This is a genomic window from Caproiciproducens puteiluti, from assembly GCF_052442865.1.
Classification (GTDB): domain Bacteria; phylum Bacillota; class Clostridia; order Oscillospirales; family Acutalibacteraceae; genus Caproiciproducens.
In genome coordinates this window covers 3110441-3129386 of sequence record NZ_CP194790.1, presented here as the reverse complement: position 1 = coordinate 3129386, position 18946 = coordinate 3110441, and the positions used below count along the sequence as shown (strand labels likewise).

19 protein-coding genes are annotated in these 18946 nt (G+C 41.9%); 13 read left to right on the top strand and 6 right to left on the bottom strand.

Translation table 11 applies throughout. From position 1 onward, the window contains the following. Nucleotides 1-12: 12 nt before the first annotated feature. Genes ACRQU7_RS15180 through ACRQU7_RS15170 form a run of 3 tightly spaced genes read right to left on the bottom strand, consistent with a single transcriptional unit; the run spans nucleotide 13 to nucleotide 3186 of the window. Nucleotides 13-834: a carbohydrate ABC transporter permease gene (locus ACRQU7_RS15180; RefSeq protein ID WP_444641616.1), complete on the bottom strand. Its 822-nt coding sequence runs from the start codon at nucleotides 832-834 to the stop codon at nucleotides 13-15. A gap of 10 nt (nucleotides 835-844) precedes the next feature. Continuing rightward, nucleotides 845-1726 carry a carbohydrate ABC transporter permease gene (locus ACRQU7_RS15175; protein WP_444641615.1) on the bottom strand — a complete coding sequence of 294 codons (882 nt, stop codon included), beginning with the start codon at nucleotides 1724-1726 and terminating at the stop codon, nucleotides 845-847. Between the two features lie 56 nt (nucleotides 1727-1782). Beyond that, complete coding sequence (locus ACRQU7_RS15170; protein WP_444641614.1) at nucleotides 1783-3186, bottom strand: ABC transporter substrate-binding protein; 1404 nt, start codon at nucleotides 3184-3186, stop codon at nucleotides 1783-1785. Between the two features lie 630 nt (nucleotides 3187-3816). Between ACRQU7_RS15170 and ACRQU7_RS15165 the strand changes: the two genes are divergently transcribed. The 13 genes from ACRQU7_RS15165 (at nucleotide 3817) to ACRQU7_RS15105 (ending at nucleotide 17116) form a co-directional block, all read left to right on the top strand. Beyond that, complete coding sequence (locus tag ACRQU7_RS15165; protein ID WP_444641613.1) at nucleotides 3817-5088, top strand: acyl-CoA thioester hydrolase/BAAT C-terminal domain-containing protein; 1272 nt, start codon at nucleotides 3817-3819, stop codon at nucleotides 5086-5088. A 197-nt stretch (nucleotides 5089-5285) separates the two neighbouring features. Then, nucleotides 5286-5837: a MarR family winged helix-turn-helix transcriptional regulator gene (locus ACRQU7_RS15160; RefSeq protein WP_444641612.1), complete on the top strand. Its 552-nt coding sequence runs from the start codon at nucleotides 5286-5288 to the stop codon at nucleotides 5835-5837. A gap of 193 nt (nucleotides 5838-6030) precedes the next feature. Further along, entirely contained in the window at nucleotides 6031-6897 is an 867-nt protein-coding gene (locus ACRQU7_RS15155; protein WP_444641611.1) for a GNAT family N-acetyltransferase, read from the top strand. Nucleotides 6898-7093: 196 nt separating this feature from the next. After that, a complete protein-coding gene (locus ACRQU7_RS15150; protein WP_444641610.1) occupies nucleotides 7094-8038 on the top strand; it encodes an RluA family pseudouridine synthase in 945 nt (314 codons plus the stop codon). Between the two features lie 240 nt (nucleotides 8039-8278). Then, nucleotides 8279-8680: a DUF2500 domain-containing protein gene (locus ACRQU7_RS15145; RefSeq protein ID WP_444641609.1), complete on the top strand. Its 402-nt coding sequence runs from the start codon at nucleotides 8279-8281 to the stop codon at nucleotides 8678-8680. Between the two features lie 126 nt (nucleotides 8681-8806). Continuing rightward, the gene (locus tag ACRQU7_RS15140; RefSeq protein ID WP_444641608.1) at nucleotides 8807-9307 is read left to right on the top strand and encodes an SF0329 family protein; all 501 of its coding nucleotides are present in this window, start codon (nucleotides 8807-8809) and stop codon (nucleotides 9305-9307) included. 119 nt (nucleotides 9308-9426) lie between these two features. Beyond that, a complete protein-coding gene (locus ACRQU7_RS15135; RefSeq protein WP_444641607.1) occupies nucleotides 9427-10056 on the top strand; it encodes a class I SAM-dependent methyltransferase in 630 nt (209 codons plus the stop codon). Nucleotides 10057-10248: 192 nt separating this feature from the next. After that, entirely contained in the window at nucleotides 10249-10998 is a 750-nt protein-coding gene (gene arr / locus ACRQU7_RS15130) for an NAD(+)--rifampin ADP-ribosyltransferase (protein ID WP_444641606.1), read from the top strand. A 164-nt stretch (nucleotides 10999-11162) separates the two neighbouring features. After that, nucleotides 11163-12191, top strand: a complete 1029-nt coding sequence (gene namA / locus ACRQU7_RS15125) for an NADPH dehydrogenase NamA (RefSeq protein ID WP_444641605.1) — start codon at nucleotides 11163-11165, stop codon at nucleotides 12189-12191. Nucleotides 12192-12593: 402 nt separating this feature from the next. Continuing rightward, entirely contained in the window at nucleotides 12594-13319 is a 726-nt protein-coding gene (locus tag ACRQU7_RS15120) for an SAM-dependent methyltransferase (protein WP_444641604.1), read from the top strand. Nucleotides 13320-13473: 154 nt separating this feature from the next. After that, on the top strand, nucleotides 13474-14004 hold the full coding sequence (locus ACRQU7_RS15115) for a hypothetical protein (RefSeq protein WP_444641603.1): 531 nt from the start codon (nucleotides 13474-13476) through the stop codon (nucleotides 14002-14004). 783 nt (nucleotides 14005-14787) lie between these two features. Next, entirely contained in the window at nucleotides 14788-15051 is a 264-nt protein-coding gene (locus ACRQU7_RS15110) for an IS110 family transposase (RefSeq protein WP_444641602.1), read from the top strand. Nucleotides 15052-15388: 337 nt separating this feature from the next. Further along, on the top strand, nucleotides 15389-17116 hold the full coding sequence (locus tag ACRQU7_RS15105) for a hypothetical protein (RefSeq protein ID WP_444641601.1): 1728 nt from the start codon (nucleotides 15389-15391) through the stop codon (nucleotides 17114-17116). Between the two features lie 431 nt (nucleotides 17117-17547). Here ACRQU7_RS15105 and ACRQU7_RS15100 read toward each other — a convergent pair whose 3' ends face one another. Genes ACRQU7_RS15100 through ACRQU7_RS15090 form a run of 3 tightly spaced genes read right to left on the bottom strand, consistent with a single transcriptional unit; the run spans nucleotide 17548 to nucleotide 18737 of the window. Continuing rightward, on the bottom strand, nucleotides 17548-17940 hold the full coding sequence (locus tag ACRQU7_RS15100) for a hypothetical protein (RefSeq protein ID WP_444641539.1): 393 nt from the start codon (nucleotides 17938-17940) through the stop codon (nucleotides 17548-17550). Continuing rightward, nucleotides 17894-18220, bottom strand: coding sequence for a hypothetical protein (locus ACRQU7_RS15095; RefSeq protein ID WP_444641540.1), 327 nt, complete (start codon nucleotides 18218-18220; stop codon nucleotides 17894-17896). Before ACRQU7_RS15095 ends, ACRQU7_RS15100 begins: the two co-directional genes overlap by 47 nt. Beyond that, nucleotides 18165-18737 (bottom strand): RHS repeat-associated core domain-containing protein, encoded by a 573-nt coding sequence (locus tag ACRQU7_RS15090; protein WP_444641600.1) that lies wholly within the window; start codon nucleotides 18735-18737, stop codon nucleotides 18165-18167. Before ACRQU7_RS15090 ends, ACRQU7_RS15095 begins: the two co-directional genes overlap by 56 nt. Nucleotides 18738-18946: the final 209 nt, after the last annotated feature.

The following is an 18946-nucleotide window of genomic DNA, read 5'->3' as shown; positions in this document are numbered from 1 at the left end:
TTTTCGCCCGGGTTATCCCTTCACAGCCCCGGCGGTAAGGCCCTCGACGATTTTTTTGTTGCACAGCAGAAACAGAACGATGGGCGGGACAAGTGACGCTACGATCCCCGCTGCGCAAAGTCCATAGGACTGGGAGTCTGAAAAGTTCAACATGCTTATGCCAACCTGGATGGTCCGGTTTTCGGTGCTGTTCGTTACCAGAAGCGGCCACAGATACATATTCCATGATCCGACGAATTCTATCATCGCAAGAGAAGCAGCCGAGGACCGTGCCACCGGCAGCGCGATGTGCCAAAAAAAGCGCATAGAGCCGCAGCCGTCGATCACTGCAACCTCCCGAAGCTCTTTCGGGATGGAAATAAAACGCTGACGCATGACGAAAACGCCGATCGCCGAGGCCAGGTTGGGCAGCAGTATCGCGGCCATGGTATCCAGCAGCCCCATTTTTGTAATTGTGGAGAAATTCCCAACGATGATTGATTCCGCGGGCACCATATAGGCGAACAAAATCACAAAAAACAGCACCTTTTTTCCCTTAAACTCAAAAAAGGCAAAAGCATAGGCGGCAAGGCTGTCCAGAAGGACTTTGCTTGCGGTGGATATGGTCGCCAGAAACACGGAGTTCGCTAGAAAGCGGAACAGGGGAATCGTTTGAAGAAGCTCCCGGTAGTTGTCTGTATTCAAGCTACCTGGAAACAGCCTGGGCGGGTAACTGAATATCTCGCCCGGCGTCATCAGCGACAGCGAAACACAATAAACCAGCGGAATAACCATTAGAAACCCGAAAATCAGTTTCAACAGGAAGGGGATGGCCCCTGTCCTCTGTATAGACATACGCTTCATATCAAGAATCGTACACCACCCTTTTTTCCAGCCGGAATTGCAGTAGGGTCACCACCAGCAAGATCAGGAACAGGAAGATGGACTGGACGCAGGCGACGGCATATCGGTCATTCACAAAGGCGTTATTGTAGATGGAATAGACCAAAACATTGGTGGACTGCTCCGGTCCGCCGCGGGTAAGGATCATGATCTGCGTGAAGGTCTGTGCAAAGGACGCTATATTCATGATAAATGTCAGAAAGAGGGTAGGCGAGATCATCGGAAGCGTAATTCTGAAGAATTTCTGAAACGGTCCTGCGCCGTCCATGTCTGCGGCCTGAGAAATGCTTCCGGGAACATTTCTTAGGCCGGTCAGGAAAAATATATAATTGATTCCTACACTCAGCCACACGGTCAGCGCCGCAACGGCGAACAGCGCGAACTGCTTGTCCGTAAACCAGTTCTGCTTCTGGCCGAAAATGAAGTTGACAAAGCCGGTGGAGGGACTGAGCATCAGCTTCCAGATCATGGCGCCGGAGGCGGACGCGATTACCACCGGCATGGAAAAGAGCATCTCGAAAACGCTGCTGCCCCGTTTCTTTTTTTCCGTCAGCAGTGCCAGCGCAAGTCCGAGCGCAATGGATGGGATTGCCGTGAGCAGTACAAACTTGCCCGTCACGACACAGGAATTGAGAAACTCCTTGGAAAAGAGGACTGTCCGGTAATTCTCAATTCCCACGAACCGCACCGCATCCCCCATTGCGTTTGTTTTGGAAAGGCTGAGGAAAAGCGTATGGAACAGCGGCCAGTAAACAAAAAGTCCGACCAATATCAAACACGGAACCAGATAAAAATAGGGTTCTATTCTTTTAAAAACGGCCGAGGCGGTATCCGGGCGTTTCATGGTATCCTCTCCTTCCAAATCCCCTGCACCATGGGGTTATGCCCGTGGCTTGGTCCTTAATCGAGGGGATTGTTTTCATTATATTCCGCGATGGTTTTGTTTGCTTGGCCGGCCGCATTCTTGATTCCTTCCTCGGGTGTCCACTCCCCGGAGAGCACCTTGTTGATCACATCTTCATACTGTTGGGTAAGCTCGGGGAAAGTGCCGATCAGGACGCCTTGATTCTGGGGGCTCGATTTGTGAAGCTGGTCGATTGCGGCTTTGAACTGGGGCTTCTCCGAAAGGAGCTGTTTCATCTCCGGCAGATCATAGGATTTCGTGGTGACGGGGAAATAGCCCGTCTGACCGCACCAGTAGGCTTGTTGCTCCGGGGAAGTCATAAACTTTATGAATTCAAACGCGGCTTTCTGCCTGTCGGAATCCTTGGTGTCCATCATCCATAGCGCCGCTCCGCCAACGGATATGCCGCCCTTGTCGCCTGCGCTGATGGACGGCATGGGTCCTGTGCCGACCTCAAATGTGCTGCCGATCGTAGTGAGCACCGTGTAAAGACCTGCGGAAGAAGACAGCATCATCGCCGACTGACCGGAAGCAAAACGTCCGAAAATATCATTGATGGTCTTTGCCGAACTCGCTGTGCCGGATTTCTGTACCTCGAGCAGCTTCTGAAGTATTTTCAGACCGCCGCCATTCTGGTCGTAGGCCACGGCGGTCGACCTCTGACTTCTGCCATTGTCGTTGTTGGCAAAGGGCAGACCCTGCAGGCACATCCACTCCGAGAACAGCCATTCATTGATATCGCTATTGTTGATTTCGCAGCCGGAAACCTGCAGATTCCCCTTAGCGTCTTTTTTCGAAATCTTCTTTCCGGCGGCGATCAATTCATCCATGGTCTTGGGGGGATTCTCGGGGTCGAGGCCCGCGGCTCGGAAGAGGTCTTTATTGTAGTATAAAATGGGGGTGGAATTGTTGAAGGGCATAGAGTACAGCTTGCCGCCGAGGCTGTAAAAAGCCAGAATGTTCGGCTCAAGGGTGGAAAGATCGTATTTTTCCGCGTCAATGAGATTCTGAAGAGGTAAGACACTTTTGTTTTCCATCATGAACCGCGTGCTCTCGTCTCCCAACTGGACAACATCAGGGAGCTGGCCGCCTTTGATAGAGTTTTTGAGCTTGTTCATTGCATCCGTGTAGCTTCCTTCATACTTGGCGTCCACATGGATATCGGATTGAGAGCTGTTGAAATCGTCGATCATTTTCTGGAGTGCTTTTTCGCCCAGCCCGCCCATGGAATACCAGAAGGTGACATTGGTGACAGCCTGCTTGCCGGCCACCGCCGTCGCGCTGCTGGGGGAAGACGACGCCGGGCCGCCTGAAGAAGACGGCGTGCAGCCGGAGAATGTTCCGGACAGCATGGTGATGCACAGCAGCAGAATTCCCAACGAAAATATTTTTTCTTTCATGTTGGATTTCCTCCTTACAGTCCTCTGCACAAGCAGAGATTTTCCGTTAATCAATCGTATGCGACATGATATACAGTATAAGGCGTGTTTGTTTTATTTGTATTATAGCGAAGTAAAATATTTGTTTTAGTTTATTGTATTTGTTTTTGGTTTGTTTTATCTGGCTGCCAGTATTGATGTGCCCGTCAATACTGGACTCGTCCTCTGCATTCCGTACCTTTACAAACGCAATTTTAAATCTGCTTTGATCTTCATGAACCAGACGGCCCATGATAAACTTGACTCGGAATTATCTGCAACCAAACAAAAGACACTGTCCTTTTACTAAGACAGCGTCTTTCTTTTTTAGGGCATAGAAAATGGTGGTATCTTTTGATAAATAATTGATAAACCATAAGGTTTTAGCCTTGTGGTTTCCTTTCGAAGAGCATGGCGGGTCCGGACCGCTGACCTCTATATTGCCAATGTAGAGAACTCCCAGCTTAGATTGCTGCTATACGATCCCTATATTATAGTCAATATATTGACAAAATAAAACAGAATAGTTATACTGAATATAGTAAATATATTTACTATATCAGCTGGTAATAGGTACCTCACAATTTTACCCATGTTAAAGGAGAGTCATTCATGAAAATCAGCATAGAGCAAGAGAGCTTTGTCGACGAAAAAGTACATATCAAAGTTTCTGGATTAAATCCAAACAGCAAGCTTAAGGCGAGCGTGAAAATGGAATTACCTTGGTGCAGCGGCGAGGAATTTTCATCTTACGCAGTCTTTTCGGTAGGTGAAACGGGTGAAGTGAATTTTGACCAATCGGAGCCTGTGAAAGGCACCTATCAAGCTGCAGACAGTATGGGCCTAATCTATTCTTTGAAACAGTCGAGATCGGTCGGGAAAAATATTGCCGAGAACATCAACATTGAAAGGCCAATTCTCATGAATTTGGCATTAGAATCTTCTTCGGAAAAGAGAGAAATTCAGCTCATAAGAAATTTTAAAGCGAAAGACATCGTTGTAAAGCAGATCAGCGACGGATTTACCGGGCAGTTGTTCTATCAGGAAAATTCCAGAAACAAGACAATTTTGATGCTCGGGGGATCGGATGGGCAGCTGGAAGGCCTGACCTTGATGGCTGGCCCGCTTGCTTCCAGAGGATTCAACGTGTTGATTGTGCCCTATTTTGGCGCAAACGGATTGCCGGAAAAGTTAGAAGAAGTACCTTTGGAATACTTCGAAAAGATATTCCGCTGGCTGGAAAGCAATGAAATCACCAAAGCCAAAGAAATTTATCTTCACGGAACATCTAAAGGCGGTGAATTAGCGCTTTTACTCGCTTCCCGATACAGTCAGATTAAAAAAGTAGTAGCAGTAGAGCCACATACTTATTGCTTTCAGGCATTAGATGGGCTGATGAGCGGCAAAAATGTTTCCTCCTGGTCCTATCAGGGGAAATCCATTCCGTTCGTTGCAGTAGATAATAATATTTTCTTTGAGGATTGTAAAAAGGATATCGAAAAAGGGATTCCTTTTGGGTTTGCCAGCACCTATAAAAAGAGCCTTGAGAAAGCAAACAACAAAGAAGCGGCAAGGATAAAAGTCGAAAATTCCGAAGCCGACATTTTGTTGATCTGCGGGAAAAAGGACAACATCTGGAACAGTTACGATGCCTGTTCGGAAATATTGAGGAATATTAAGAATCACAATTATAGCCACCATGTGGAACTGCTGTCATATGAAAATATGGGTCACCCTATGCCGATCCCTTTCATTATTCCGCTTAGTTTTACCCTTGAAATGCCGATGAACGAGGGTATATTCACTTCCGGCGGAACAGTTGAGGGGAATGCACAAGGACAATATGAATCGTTCCAGAAAACAATTGAGTTTTTTAAAAATTAATTTCTAGTATCCAACTCAAATAGCTTGATCCTAATTAAAGAGTAGATGCAAAATGGATCATTCATTTTGCTCTGCTCTTTTTTAAATCGAAATATCTTATTCAAATCATGGGTTTCTTGATTGTTCTTTCGATTCGTTGTATACTAAATAGACAATTACTTTACTAAATATGAGTTCTTGTAAGGGCGGTTGCAACATTGGATTATGATAAGGAATTCTACCTATTACATTTAATGCAACAGGTTTATTCAAGCCTGATTTCCGTTTCTAATAAACTGCAGACAACAGGTGATAAATACAGCGCTCCTCTGACTTCCAGACAATATATGACAGTAATAGCTATGCTTCATTTACCCGAAGACGAAACCACTATTGTCAATATTGCCAATAAGCTCGGAGCCACCAAACAAAACGTTACTCAACTGGTAGGAAGCCTTGAAAAGAAAGGCCTTGTTACGATTGTTCCCAGCAAGAAGGACAAAAGGGCGGTTAATGTACATTTGACGAATTTAGGGCTTGAAACGATGGTCAGTGAAAGTAACATGACAGTTGATTTTATGGCAGATATCTTCAAAAGTTTTGATGAGAAAGAGCTAGAAATCTTATGGAAGCTTCTGGCCAAATTATATCGTTTTGATGGTACGGAAATGGATGGCTTCGAAGCTGACGTGCAGGTGCCGAATACTTTAAATGATGAAGAGATTCATCTTGCCATTGAACGATTTTCCCTAAAACGGAATGACAAATAATTGCTATAGACGTTGGCGGAAGGTAAGCAAACTACCAGCACAAGTCGGGAGCAACATTCAATTTGGTAACTTTACATTTCTCTGCCATTTGACGTAAGTATGAATATATTTGGTCTACAAACTTCGCATAATGTTTATGTTATTCTGAATCTCACAATGTGATTAATTATATTAGTAGAATAGGAGAAGAAACGTGGATTATCGGTTGAGTAAAGAAGTCATGCCAAATGATGCTATGAGAAATTCTTTCAACGTACTTGCAATTAAAATATTTGGCTTATCATTTGAGAACTGGTATCATGAGGGATACTGGACAAAATCGTATATACCATATACATTGTTTCATGGAGAGAAAGCCATAGCCAATATCTCTGTTAATAGAATGGAAATACTTTATCAGGGGCACAGACGCAACTATATTCAATTAGGCACAGTCATGACGGATATGGCTTATCGTAATCAAGGGCTTTCTCGTTACATTATGGAAAAAATTAAGAGCGATTGGGAAATTCAGTGTGATTCCATGTTCCTTTTTGCAAATAGAAGTGTTTTAGACTTCTATCCGAAATTTGGGTTTACAAAGGAAACGCAATATCAGTTCAATCTAGGAATAAATAGCACGTCCGAATCAAGTAAAAAACTTGATATAAATTCATTGCATGATCAAAAAATGCTAAAGAAATATTATGAAAAAACCAATCCTTTTTCAAAAGTACAGGTAGTTAACAATTTTGGTTTGTTAATGTTTTATTGTATTTCGGCAATGAAAGACTGTGTTTACTATTCGCCAAAATATGATGCAGTTGTAATTGCAGAACAAGATAGTGACATTCTGAACTGTTTTGATGTTTTTTGTGATAAAGGTAAGAATTTATTAGATATTCTTTCATCTGTAGCAGATGGGATACAGGCAATAACTTTGAAATTCACACCGATAGACAGCAACTGTTTTGATGTGAATCCAATTGATAGCAATGCAGAAACATTATTTGTATTAAACAGCGAAAAGAATATCTTCAAACAAGAAAAATTGCTTTTTCCATCAATCTCACATACTTAATGTACTACTCTAGTCTGTTAATGAGATTATGAGCACGTCTCCCCCTCTGTTTTGAACTTCACATAATGATTAAACTGAACGGCGGAAATAAGATCGATTATTAATTTATCTTTGCAATCGGGGCGTCAAGCGTATTGTAGGGTCGCCTAAATGAAGCGGATCGAATAAGGAAAGCATCGAACAAGAGGAGAAGTTTGTGAATAGACAAAAACGAATCTTTGGGCAGCAAAAAATTGTCTCAAAACCCGATTTGGAATTTGTGGTATCTGAGTCATGTGGGTTGTTGGATTTCTTATTGCTCAAGTTATCTAATAAGTCCAGAAATCATGTAAAGTCTTTACTGACACATAGAGAAGTTTTAGTGAATGGCATGGTGATAACTCAGTACGATGCTGTGCTGCACAAAGGACAAAAGATACAAATCAAACGATCAATCATTGAAGGAAAAAAGCAGAAAAGTGTATTGGATATTCTATATGAAGACAGTGATATCATTGTAATCAATAAACCGGCTGGGCTGCTATCAATCGCTTCTGATAAAGAGAAGGAACTTACAGCATATCACTTATTGACAGATTATGTGCGAATGAAAGATCCCAGAAATCGTATTTTTGCAGTACATCGACTTGACCGTGATACTTCCGGTGTATTGATGGTTGCAAAAAACGAGAAGATGAAACTGGCCCTACAGGATAACTGGGCGGATTTGGTGTCTGAACGAGGTTATGTGGCAGTTGTCGAAGGACAACTAAAAGAAAAATGCGGCAGAATTCAATCTTGGCTTAAAGAGACAAGAACATTTCTTGTGTATTCAAGCTCGCGTGCCGGTGATGGCTTGGAGGCCATAACTGATTATCAAGTCTTAAATGAAACTTCAGAATACTCTTTGCTGAATATTAACTTAGAAACGGGCCGCAAAAACCAGATTCGTGTGCATATGAAAGATATAGGACATAATGTCGTGGGGGATAAAAAGTATGGGGCAAAAACAGATCCATTGAAGCGTTTGGGTTTGCACGCATACAAATTAGAGTTTAAGCATCCTTTTTCTGATAAAGTCATGTGCTTTGAAACGCAGTTCCCCCAAAGTTTTACTTCTCTTTTTGTGAAGTCAGGTCCAAATAATATGCAGAATGGTTGACCTTTCTCGCTCTGTCGTAATCGCCCTGCGAACTTTGCATAATCGTTAATACTTATTCTTTATATAGCCTGCCATATCAGTCTATTGCTATTTATCAATCATCGATCAACACTATAAAATCATTATTGTTTCATTTGAACTTCTCACCGTGTTTTCTTAATTCCGATGTGTGTATAAGCGGAAATAAAGAGAAACCAACACAAATTTTAGATTGTTTATTTAACTGGAGGAATAGAAATTATGGGGTTTTCACCTTTTGGTGGGTTTGGTGACATAATGTTTACCATAGTGCCTGTGTTCGTAATTATTGGGTTTATATTTGTATTTGGCACAATTATTGCGCGTTTGATTAAGAGTGCAAAACAATGGAAAAGAAATAATGAATCCCCCATTCTTACAGTTGATGCGACTATGGTAACAAAACGGACAGACGTGCATCACTATCATCATAATACAGGCACAGACAATATGCAGCATGTATCATCATCGACTACATATTACGCTACATTTCAAGTAACCAGTGGTGACCGTTTGGAATTTGAAATTCATGACATTGAATATGGAATGCTTGTGGAAAATGATATGGGAAGGTTGACATTTCAAGGTACACGCTATTTGGGATTTGAGCGCAACAGAAGCTAAACAGTCGAAGCACGGCGTTGTATGAGCACAATGTGTCTTCTACTCTTTCGTTTGAACTTCGCATAATGTTTAAACATGTATCAGCAGGTAATTCCAATTATTTATAATTTTGCGAAGGATGAATTTATGGAGCATTACAAATCGTGTGCAGGGCTAAATAAGCAATTAAGCGAAAACTTGTGCGATACATTGAAGAACAGGGTTACGTATTTTCATACACGCTATCATGATGTACATAACGCCTATGGACGTGCGGCTATTCTACTGGACGGTAAAGAATTTGTCTATTTTTCATGGGTAGAAACATCTCATCAGGAGAATGATATTTCCGCCTTGCATAAGGAAGAACCGAAACTCTCTTATGAAGAAATAATCAGAAAAATGAAATCAAAATGGGATACTGACTGCACTTATTGTGAAATGGATTTCTTGAATGCGGTACTTCAATTTCGCAATATGCCGGTTCAAGTTGCCCTTGAATCCGAAAATTACATTGTCAAAATATTGGCGGTAATGGATAGGCGTGTCGGTAAAAGGACACTGTTACAAATCGCCACAAATGAAGAATACAAAAAGTTCCCGACTTGGGTACGACAGTTTTATGAATTGCGGCTCTCCTCAATATAGTGAAATTATGAGCACAACGGTAGTTGCCCCTTCATTTTGAACTTCTCATAATGTTTACTTAAACCACATATTGTAAACGCATGGGTTCTTTAATGCGCGCATATCTTAGGAGGTAAATTTTGAAACAAGATCGAAATAATAAAAACTTCTGGAATCATTACGCGAAGATATATGATATTGAGATTAACAGGTTTAACCGTTCGGCCTATTCAGAAATGTACAGACTTATATCTGGAACACTTACGAAAGAGATGAAAGTGCTTGAACTTGCGACAGGCACCGGACTTATTTCAATTAATATTGCCGATTCCGTTCGATCGATCGCGGCTACTGATTTCTCGCCCAAAATGATCGAGACCGCAAAGAAAAAGGAAGCACCTGACAACGTGCATTTCTCAGTTGAAGATGCTACGGCGCTCTCTTTTTCAGATCAGACTTTCGACGCTGTAATCATATCAAATGCTCTTCACATCATGCCGGACCCAGGATTGGTACTAAAGAACATCAGGAGAGTCCTAAAACCAAACGGTATACTGATAGCGCCTACCTTTTCACATGGTCACTTAAGAGATTCGACATGGAAGTTAAATGCCCTCTTATTAAAGATAATTGGGTTTGAAACCTATTCCAAATGGAAACCGGAAGAGTATATTGACTTTATCAATCAAAACGGTTTTTCTGTGCAAACATGGAGGGTACTAAAAGCAGCCTTCCCCCTTGTTTATTTGGAAGCAAAGTTACAAGACTAATCGTGGCAACTTGAATCGCCGTTTGAGTTATGCATAATGTTTACATAAAGAGTCTAGGACTAAGCTAGAAATGGAAAACTGGAAATATTATTATTATGACTAAAATAGGAAGCATATGAAAAGGATATGCAGGTATCATGTTTTCATGAATGGAGTACTAAAGTGGTTTCATAAATTCGGAGGTAAGATTAGATGAGTATAAGATTTGATCCAAATAACCCCGTTATTAAACTTTGTATGAGTGGAATGAGCATGGAGGATAGTGGGAACATGGAAGATGCAATCACTATATTTCATAAAGCATGGCACGAAGCAACAGACAACTATGAAAGATTTATTGCGGCTTATCATTTAGCTCGTCCACAAACAAGTACTACATATAAATTGAAATGGTTTGAAACATCCTTACAATGTGCGCTAAATATAAATGACGAAAATGTTAAGAGTGCATACCCAACGTTATATGTAAACATTGCGAAATGTTATGAGGCGATGGGTGATTCTGATCATGCATTACGAAATTTTGAATTGTCGAATTCCTATAAGAGTGCGCCTTCTGATGAAGGACCATTTTATCATGGCACAAAGGCGGATTTGCAGGTTGATGATTTACTGACAGCGGGTGGAACCTCAAATTATAAACCTGAGCTGAAAATGAACCATATTTATTTCACTGCTAATGTCAATGGGGCAGGCCTTGCAGCAGCATTGGCAAAAGGAGAAGGAAGAGAACGCGTTTATATGATAAAACCAACAGGCAAATTTGAAAACGACCCAAATGTTACTGACAAAAAATTCCCAGGTAATCTAACACGCTCTTATCGCTCACAGGCACCTTTAAAAATTATTGGCGAAGAAACAGAGTGGGCGAAACTCACAACTACGGAACGACGCGAATGGCGCGAAAATTTAGCCAGAGACAAGGGGAAAATTATTAACTAATCCTATTTCAAATGGGTAGATTATGAGCATAATCCGTCGGCTCCCTTCCTTTGAACTTCGCATAATGTTTATAACGTATTGAGGCACGATACATGACCGTGATATAATAAATAATATGAAGCCGGCCGTTTTGGCAGGAGCTATGATAGAAGGGAGAATATCTTATGTATTTATTCGAAGCACTTACAGTAAAAAGCATGACTCTGCGCAACCGGGTCGTTATGCCTCCCATGTGTATGTACAGTTCCGAAACAGATGGTATGCCAAATAATTTTCACTTTACCCACTATACTTCCCGTGCCGTTGGCGGAGTGGGGCTGATCATTATGGAGGCCACCGGCGTCCTTCCGTGGGGCCGCATTTCCGACCATTGCCTGGGCCTTTGGAATGATGAACAGACAAAAGCGCTTGCACCAATCGTCACTGCCTGTCAGAAGCAGGGGGCCAAAATGGCGATTCAGCTCAATCACGCGGGCCGTAAATGCACAGCACGGGAAAAAACGATTTTCGCACCCAGCGCCATTCCCTTCGAAGAGGGCTCTCCCATGCCTCATGAGATGACGGAAGAGGATATCCGTGATACCATCCTTGCATTTCGGAGCTCGGCTGCAAGGGCGGCTGCAATCGGATTCGACGCCATTGAACTTCATGGCGCCCATGGTTATCTGATCAGCGAGTTTCTCTCACCGCTCACCAATCACCGCACAGACGGTTATGGCGGCTCAACTGAAAACCGCTGCCGTATACTGATTGAAACGCTGCAGGCGATACATGAGGTTTGGCCTGACGATAAACCTGTTTTACTGCGTGTATCCGCCGAGGATTACGAACCAGAAGGCTTGCATCCAGTGGAAATGGCCAGAATTATTGAACTGGTGAAGCCATATATTGATGTGCTGGACGTAAGCACGGGTGGAGTTGTGCCAACACCACCGCCGACCCTTTATCCGGGCTATCAGGTAAAAGTTGCTGAAGAGCTAAAACAGGCGTCGGGCCTTCCTACAATTACAGTCGGTCTGATTACCGACCCGCATCAGGTGGAAGGAATCCTGGGCGAAGGGCGCGCGGATCTAGTTGCGCTGGGCCGGGAACTTCTGCGCGATCCCTATTGGGTGCTGCACACAGCCCGTAATTTGGACGTCAAATATCAGTGGCCGGAGCAATATCTGCGCGGATTTAATGTAAGAAAATAGCAGAATACGAAACAGCTGCATGTCAAGCCAAAGAGCATTTGCTTCAAACTCGTAGGCGCCGGTTTCTGAACTTCACATAATGTTTCATTTGTTGCGAACTCGATTTAATTATTTATATTTTATATACCTTCTGGCCGATACAGCAAATTTACTGCATTGACATAATGATAGTGTAATGATAAACTGAATCAAAGAAAGAGGGAGTGTATTGATGTCGGTAACTCTGTAAGGATTTAGGTTGAGCGCATGAGACGAGCAGTTGTTCTGCTCTTATTTGTGTTATAAAAAACTGCCTTACAGATTGAACGAACACACCCGTTTTTATAATGGTGTAATTTGTAGCGCAGTAGTATACTGCGCTTTTTTCTTTCTATAGGGCTAAAATTAGAAAGGAAGATTATCATGTATTCATTTACTGATCAGTTTATGTCCAATGATAAAAATGCAGAGTTCTTGAAAGCCACCATGATGGGGCCAAACGCTATGCGATTGGCAGAGGAATTGGCATCTCATCTGAACATCAAAGAGAATATGCGAATTCTTGACCTCGGTTGCGGGTGCGGTCTTTCCACATTTTTGCTAGCGAAAAAATACGGTGCGTCCATTTTTGCCGCCGACCTTTGGATTTCTCCCACTGAAAACTATGAGCGTTTTCAGTTTATCGGGATTGAAGATAAGACTATTCCAGTTTCCGTAGACGCAACCAAAGGCTTGCCTTTTGCAAACGAATACTTTGATTTGCTGTTTACAGTGGACGCTTACCATTATTTTGGCGATACGGAGGAAATGCTCCCGTCACTTGTGCCTTTCGTGAAAAAAGGCGGCTATATCGCCGTGGCAATCCCCGGACTAAAATATGAATTTGGAAGCAATGTTCCCGATGAAATGCAGCCGTTCTGGAATGATGAAGTAGCAAGGACGATACGCTCGATTGATTGGTGGAAAAATCTATGGCAGAAAACAGAGGGCATAGACATTATGGACATTCGTGAGATGACCTGCTGCAAGCAAGCATGGAGCGAATGGTTGACTGCCTACCATCCCGTTGTCGCTGGTGATATTAAAATGATGGAAGCCGAGGGCGGAAAGTATTTTAATCTCGTTCAGTTGATTGCTAAAGTCATTTAACTATACTTGCCGTTTCTGCCCGGTTGCCTTAATCCCCAAGTTCATACCTAATAAGCATAATAGGCACTTTCCCCTATCCTTTGGACTGCTCATTATGTTGAATCATGCATCAGCGGATAATTCCAATTATTTATATAATAGGTGGGTGGAATAAATGTCAAAACAAGATAAAGATTTCAGCATAGATAAAAATTCGGAGCAAAATTCTATAGATGATATGATTGAATATCAGAATAATCAGTTTAATCCTGGATATTATGTAGGCACAGGAAAAACACCCCCCGCCATTAAAGCTTCGGGTAATGCTATGCCTCTTGCTATTTGGATGTTTATTCAGGCAGCTGGTTTAATCATTTTCTATTGTTTTATTATAAAATTTCTATTTCTCAGCAATACTCCTTATTTTGTGGTTTCATTTGTTGACGGTTCTCCTTTATTTAACTTTATCGTTATTACCGTAGTTTTTTTGGTAGCTACTTCTGTTTGCATATGGTTTGGAATAGTTTACTTAAAGAAAGCTAAGTTATATCGGTTTAAAAAAAAGCAATTAGAAAAATTAGACTCATCAGATAATATAAAAGGGGGAAATCAAATTGCGCAAAGGACTTGCCCCGAATGTGGAAAAAAACATGATATAGATTATCCTAAGTGCCCATATTGTAAGCATTCATACACAGCTAAATGAACATACAGAGAAGTCACAGGGTGCAGATTGAACTTCGTGTAATGTTAATGATATTTTTTATGCTACAGTTTGATTATTTATATAATGGGAAGTATCGGACAAACCGAAAATTAGAGAGTTAGTAATGAAAAATGTTTTTTTAATTGGCGGAACAATGGGAGTAGGGAAAATGGCGTGATTATGAATTGAAGCAAAGGATCTGTCATTTCATACGATTCTTGAGACAATCGCTACGCAGGAAGAACGAACACAAATTAAAAAAATTTCGCAACATGATCTTGATTATCTGACAAGCTATGGAAATGACCAGAACCAGTTCACTTTCACAGTAAATAAAGGAACTTATCAGTTTGAGATATATGCTTTTTTAAAACTTTCATAATCTATCTTCTATTCAGGCAAAACAAAGAAAGTATTGATAAGCTGCAATTTCAATTTGGCCATAATCAGAGATGGTTTCGTCACACTGTAACTATGAACTTCCCATTGGTACTAATAAGCACAGACATTGGCCAGTAACTGGTGATGTTTGCGCTTGTTTTTTATAATAGGAGGGAGACATGACTTGGCGTACTTCGCATTGGGATCTCGTGTCCGTAACATAATCCCAGCCACCCCCTTATTATGAGCATTCGATTTGGCAGGTTGAAACCGTACGGCTTTCGTGTAACAAGCCAATCTGATTGGCAATAAGCGAGGATGGAGACTCCATGTAATTTAAAGGAGGAATTCTATGGTTAGTGTCGAGTTGACGCTTCCAAAGGAAAGAGCACGGTCTGTTTTATGCGTCCTTATGGTGAAGTGCTGATTTCTTCGTATAATGTTCAGCATTGCGAAAAAGATTTGCTGCTTGTAGGACAAATACATAGATTGAATGATGAAGTTCGAGTAGTTATGGAATCAACCGGAGCATACCATTATCCGATACTGATATTCCTTAAGCAGCATGGGGTTTTTGTCAGTGTTGTAAATGCTTATTTCACAAAAAAGTATTCAATGATCGGATCGCGATTCGCAAAGGCAAGGCAGATTCACTTGATTCATTGAACAATAAATCCGAAATTTTTGTCATTGGAAAGGGTTTCGGAATAGCATTTAAGATGCCTGGGCAGTTGATTTGCTGGGCATGATTTTTATATAGACTCAGAGGGAGATGATTCCATGAAAATCTATACTGATCCGGTGGGTTATGCCGATCTCGTGCAGTCGGAAGCGGAAATACCTAATTATATGCGGAAGTAGGCGGCGCGGATGAATATGCGCTGTACTGAAGGTCCGGATTTCACTTTGTTATTGGAATAAATTACTAAATAGTTTGGATTTATCCCCAGCATATTTTATGCTACAATATTAGTATTGAAATTCAAAATAAAGGGGATTTACAATGAAAAAAGGTCTTCGATTTCTCAGCTTCTCTTTAGTTATGTCTCTATTATTTTTATGCTTGCAGGGCTTCGCTCCTTCAACAGGATCGATTTCTTTTCATTGCGCTAAATTTTTAAATGAGTACCAAGAAGTTAACATGTGGCAAAGAACTCCCTATTTTTTTACTGTTGAAAATGGTGTTACCCTCACGGCGACCTCAAGCGACGATTCTGTTATTAGGGCAGAGATGGTTGAAGACCCTGAGACTAAAGGATACATAATGTACCTAACAGGGTTCAAAGGACGCGAGGTAGCATCTATAACGGTTACCGCGTCAGATGGATATAGCGTTACAAGTGAAGTCGTTGTTTTTGGCGAACAGCCATACACTATTTCAACGGATGTTACAGATGATTTTACAATCGCGAAAGGCAACGCCTACATTCTGAAGGTGCATTGTGTTTATGCTGACACTCAAACAGCTAATTCTCCAAGTGTTGTATCGGATAACGAAAACATTATCAAAGCCACCATAATGGATTATGAGCCCACTGCCGATCACGACTTTTTCTTTCGCATTGAACCTGTCGGAGATGTCGGCCAAAGTGCTACGTTATCTATAGGAGGCACGGTTATCCACCTTCATGAAAGACTTTGTACCGTAACCATTGGAGAAAACAAAGACTTACGACTTGATACCACGACCACCCACAACTGTGACACCGGCGATACATATCGTTTTATTGCATACACTTCATCAGATGTCGCACCAACAGTCTCGACAGATGACCGATACGCAACCACCAAATTGGAAGGCACTGTTCCGGGAGGATATCTTTACAGTGTAAAAGCTTTATATCCCGGAACCGCCGACGTTTTTGCCCGGCTGAACGGAGAGACTGCCTCGTTCATTATAGATATCAGAATTCCTTCCATTATTTCCGATACTCCCTCCATTATTCAATTGGAACCGGGCAAATCATATACTTATAAATTAAGCGTTAAAGGTATTTTAAAGCCCAAATTTATGGCGGATCTTCCTGAAGTGTTCTCGATACAAAAAGTAAACCAAATTGGAAACGACTATTATGTTACCGTATCGGCTAAGCCCAATACACAAGGCGGAAGTTACTTCATAGCGACTTTCCCAACCTCTTCAGACCGCTCCATCTTTCCCGTTTATGTGGGCTTTATTAGTACTCCCAAGACCAGCGGCGTCATTCCGAAATCGGATACAACAGATAATTTCTATCTAAAACAAGGTAAAAGTTATACTTTCAGGCTCACGAACGTAAATACTTTTGTTTCCGGAACACCTGGAGTTTTTACAACCCAATTAGCGAAAAAGTCAGGGAATGACTCCTTTTATAAAATTACCGCTATTGGTCAGCCTAATCAGTCCGCCGGGTTTTATATGGCCGCTTCCAACCAGCCTTCTCAAAAAGTCTGCGTTGTAACCATACAGGCTCCACCCTCAACAAAGGCTTGTACCAGTGACACTACAACGCCATTTTCTGTAAAGAGCGGAGCCACTTACCGTTTTAAAATTACTGCTCCTGACGGAACAGTTCCCGCTTTTTCAGTAGGGACGGGAGGAGTCTTTCTTACCAAATTGTTCAGCCACACGGGCAATGATTATTATTTCGAAATCAAAGCAATCGGTAAGCCAGGAAGCTCTGCCGGGATATATACCATTTTACCCGGCCAGCAACCGCAAAAGCAGTGTGTTGTTTCGGTTGCTAGTTAGGCAAACAATTAGAGAGGAAAGGCCCGCCGGTTAATCCGATGGGCCTCAGCCTTATTCACGGTGATCTCTGTGGGCTGCCTTATGCCAAGCGTGGTGCGGATTAATATAATCTGATTTGAATATGTCTTTTAAGGAGAATTGTTATAAGTATAGCTTACGTTTTTGCCGTTGGCAATCAAATCATTCTACGGAATACTTCCTGTCCCTTTCTCGCCGGCACGGGCGATGTGAAAGCAACGGGAGTTTAATACGACTCTTGCTCCGGACAAAAAAGTCCCTCCATAGAAGAGAGCGCAAATGATTCTTCATCTACGCACTAAGAAATTAATACTAACTAAATAAGTTAGGTTTCATCTTTTGTTAAAATATATTTTCTGCCTACCGTGTGAAGCATATGGTGTCCGCAATATTCACATATATCTGTTTGACTATCAATCAGAAATTCTCTGTTTTCCACATTCTTTTCTGCAGACTGCATAGACAATACAAATTTCAGTCGGAAATTCTACGGAATTTGGGGCTACGTCAGGGTAATCCTCCAACTTGAAATAATCACTAATTTTAATTACTTCATTTGAAGATGATTTCTGCGCACAATTATTGACTTTACAATACGAATCATCAACTAAAGTATATATTCTTTCCTCGGTACGAAACATTTGATGCCCACAATGCTTACATATCTGTGTCGCACCGCCTTTAATAAACTCGCTGCTACCGCAATCCCTTCTACATACTGCATATGCTACGTAAATTTTCTTAGGGAATTCTATTGTCTTAATATTTATTTCTTGATATTCTTCTATACTGATTGTCTTTTTCATATAGCACCTCATTCATTTGTGGAACTGGAATTATATTTCTTGCTGGTATTATGCGAGACCCTTCTGAAACAACTATATACACGGCTAATGCTACTCCTGTAAGACCAGTTGCGTTAGAAATTTGATCTGTAAATGAAAATGACTGATTTTGAAAGAGTGGAACACCGTTTCTATCCCAACGATTATTGCTGTTTTCATCATCCCAATGACCATCCTGCGGACCATTACCTCGGTCCACACCGGCCCCATGTGAATGTGTCCCATGTATATCTCCCTCCATGGGGCACCATCCCAGTATCCTTCGGAATTCCATTTTGGTTTTTTCCACCTAAATCAGGGGGAAGCTTAGGCCAACCAACATGTGGGGCCTTTCCAGGCTTGCGATTATTCAAGGACTGAACCACAGAATTGTTTTTGGTGCTACTATTTGCACCACCAGTAATGGGTCTTCCTGTGCCTGAATACATTCTATTATTAACGTAGTTGACCCATCTTCCAGACCCATCGTCTGACTCAGTAAATCTAGCGCCATTGTAATCACTTGCATTTATTGGATCATTATTACAGTAAGCGAACAGATTGTTGCCTGCAAGACCGGTGTCGGGGTTAAACTGGCCATCCGCATTCAAGAACCTACCTGTATTCGGATCGTAGTATCTGCTGTTGAGGTAATACATCCCGGTCTCGAAATCGTAGTAGTACCCGCGATAAAGGAAGGGATTCTTCTGGCCGATCGTATCCGCCATAGAACCGGTGGTGCTTAAAAGCTTGCCCCAGGCGTCATAGGAATATTCCACGACAGTGTTGCAGTTTGCGTCAACAATTCCGGTTACGTCGCCCTGCGCGTTCTTCGTGTACTAATACGCCATATCGTTGTAGGTGAAACCGACTCTGCCATCGCTTTCGTAAAGGAACCAGAGAATATCATACCCGGTCTGCTCCGTCAAGGAAAAATTCAGAAGTGCTCTGTGAAATGAATCACAGAGCACCATAGATAAGAGTTATT

Coding starts and splice junctions, on each gene's coding strand:
- arr (WP_444641606.1), top strand. CDS start 10,249: ATGAGTATAAGATTTGATCCAAATAACCCCGTTATTAAACTTTGTATG.
- ACRQU7_RS15105 (WP_444641601.1), top strand. CDS start 15,389: ATGAAAAAAGGTCTTCGATTTCTCAGCTTCTCTTTAGTTATGTCTCTA.
- ACRQU7_RS15140 (WP_444641608.1), top strand. CDS start 8,807: ATGGAGCATTACAAATCGTGTGCAGGGCTAAATAAGCAATTAAGCGAA.
- ACRQU7_RS15120 (WP_444641604.1), top strand. CDS start 12,594: ATGTATTCATTTACTGATCAGTTTATGTCCAATGATAAAAATGCAGAG.
- ACRQU7_RS15100 (WP_444641539.1), bottom strand. CDS start 17,940: ATGAAAAAGACAATCAGTATAGAAGAATATCAAGAAATAAATATTAAG.
- ACRQU7_RS15175 (WP_444641615.1), bottom strand. CDS start 1,726: ATGAAACGCCCGGATACCGCCTCGGCCGTTTTTAAAAGAATAGAACCC.
- ACRQU7_RS15095 (WP_444641540.1), bottom strand. CDS start 18,220: ATGGAGGGAGATATACATGGGACACATTCACATGGGGCCGGTGTGGAC.
- ACRQU7_RS15115 (WP_444641603.1), top strand. CDS start 13,474: ATGTCAAAACAAGATAAAGATTTCAGCATAGATAAAAATTCGGAGCAA.
- ACRQU7_RS15145 (WP_444641609.1), top strand. CDS start 8,279: ATGGGGTTTTCACCTTTTGGTGGGTTTGGTGACATAATGTTTACCATA.
- ACRQU7_RS15170 (WP_444641614.1), bottom strand. CDS start 3,186: ATGAAAGAAAAAATATTTTCGTTGGGAATTCTGCTGCTGTGCATCACC.
- namA (WP_444641605.1), top strand. CDS start 11,163: ATGTATTTATTCGAAGCACTTACAGTAAAAAGCATGACTCTGCGCAAC.
- ACRQU7_RS15165 (WP_444641613.1), top strand. CDS start 3,817: ATGAAAATCAGCATAGAGCAAGAGAGCTTTGTCGACGAAAAAGTACAT.
- ACRQU7_RS15110 (WP_444641602.1), top strand. CDS start 14,788: ATGCGTCCTTATGGTGAAGTGCTGATTTCTTCGTATAATGTTCAGCAT.
- ACRQU7_RS15180 (WP_444641616.1), bottom strand. CDS start 834: ATGTCTATACAGAGGACAGGGGCCATCCCCTTCCTGTTGAAACTGATT.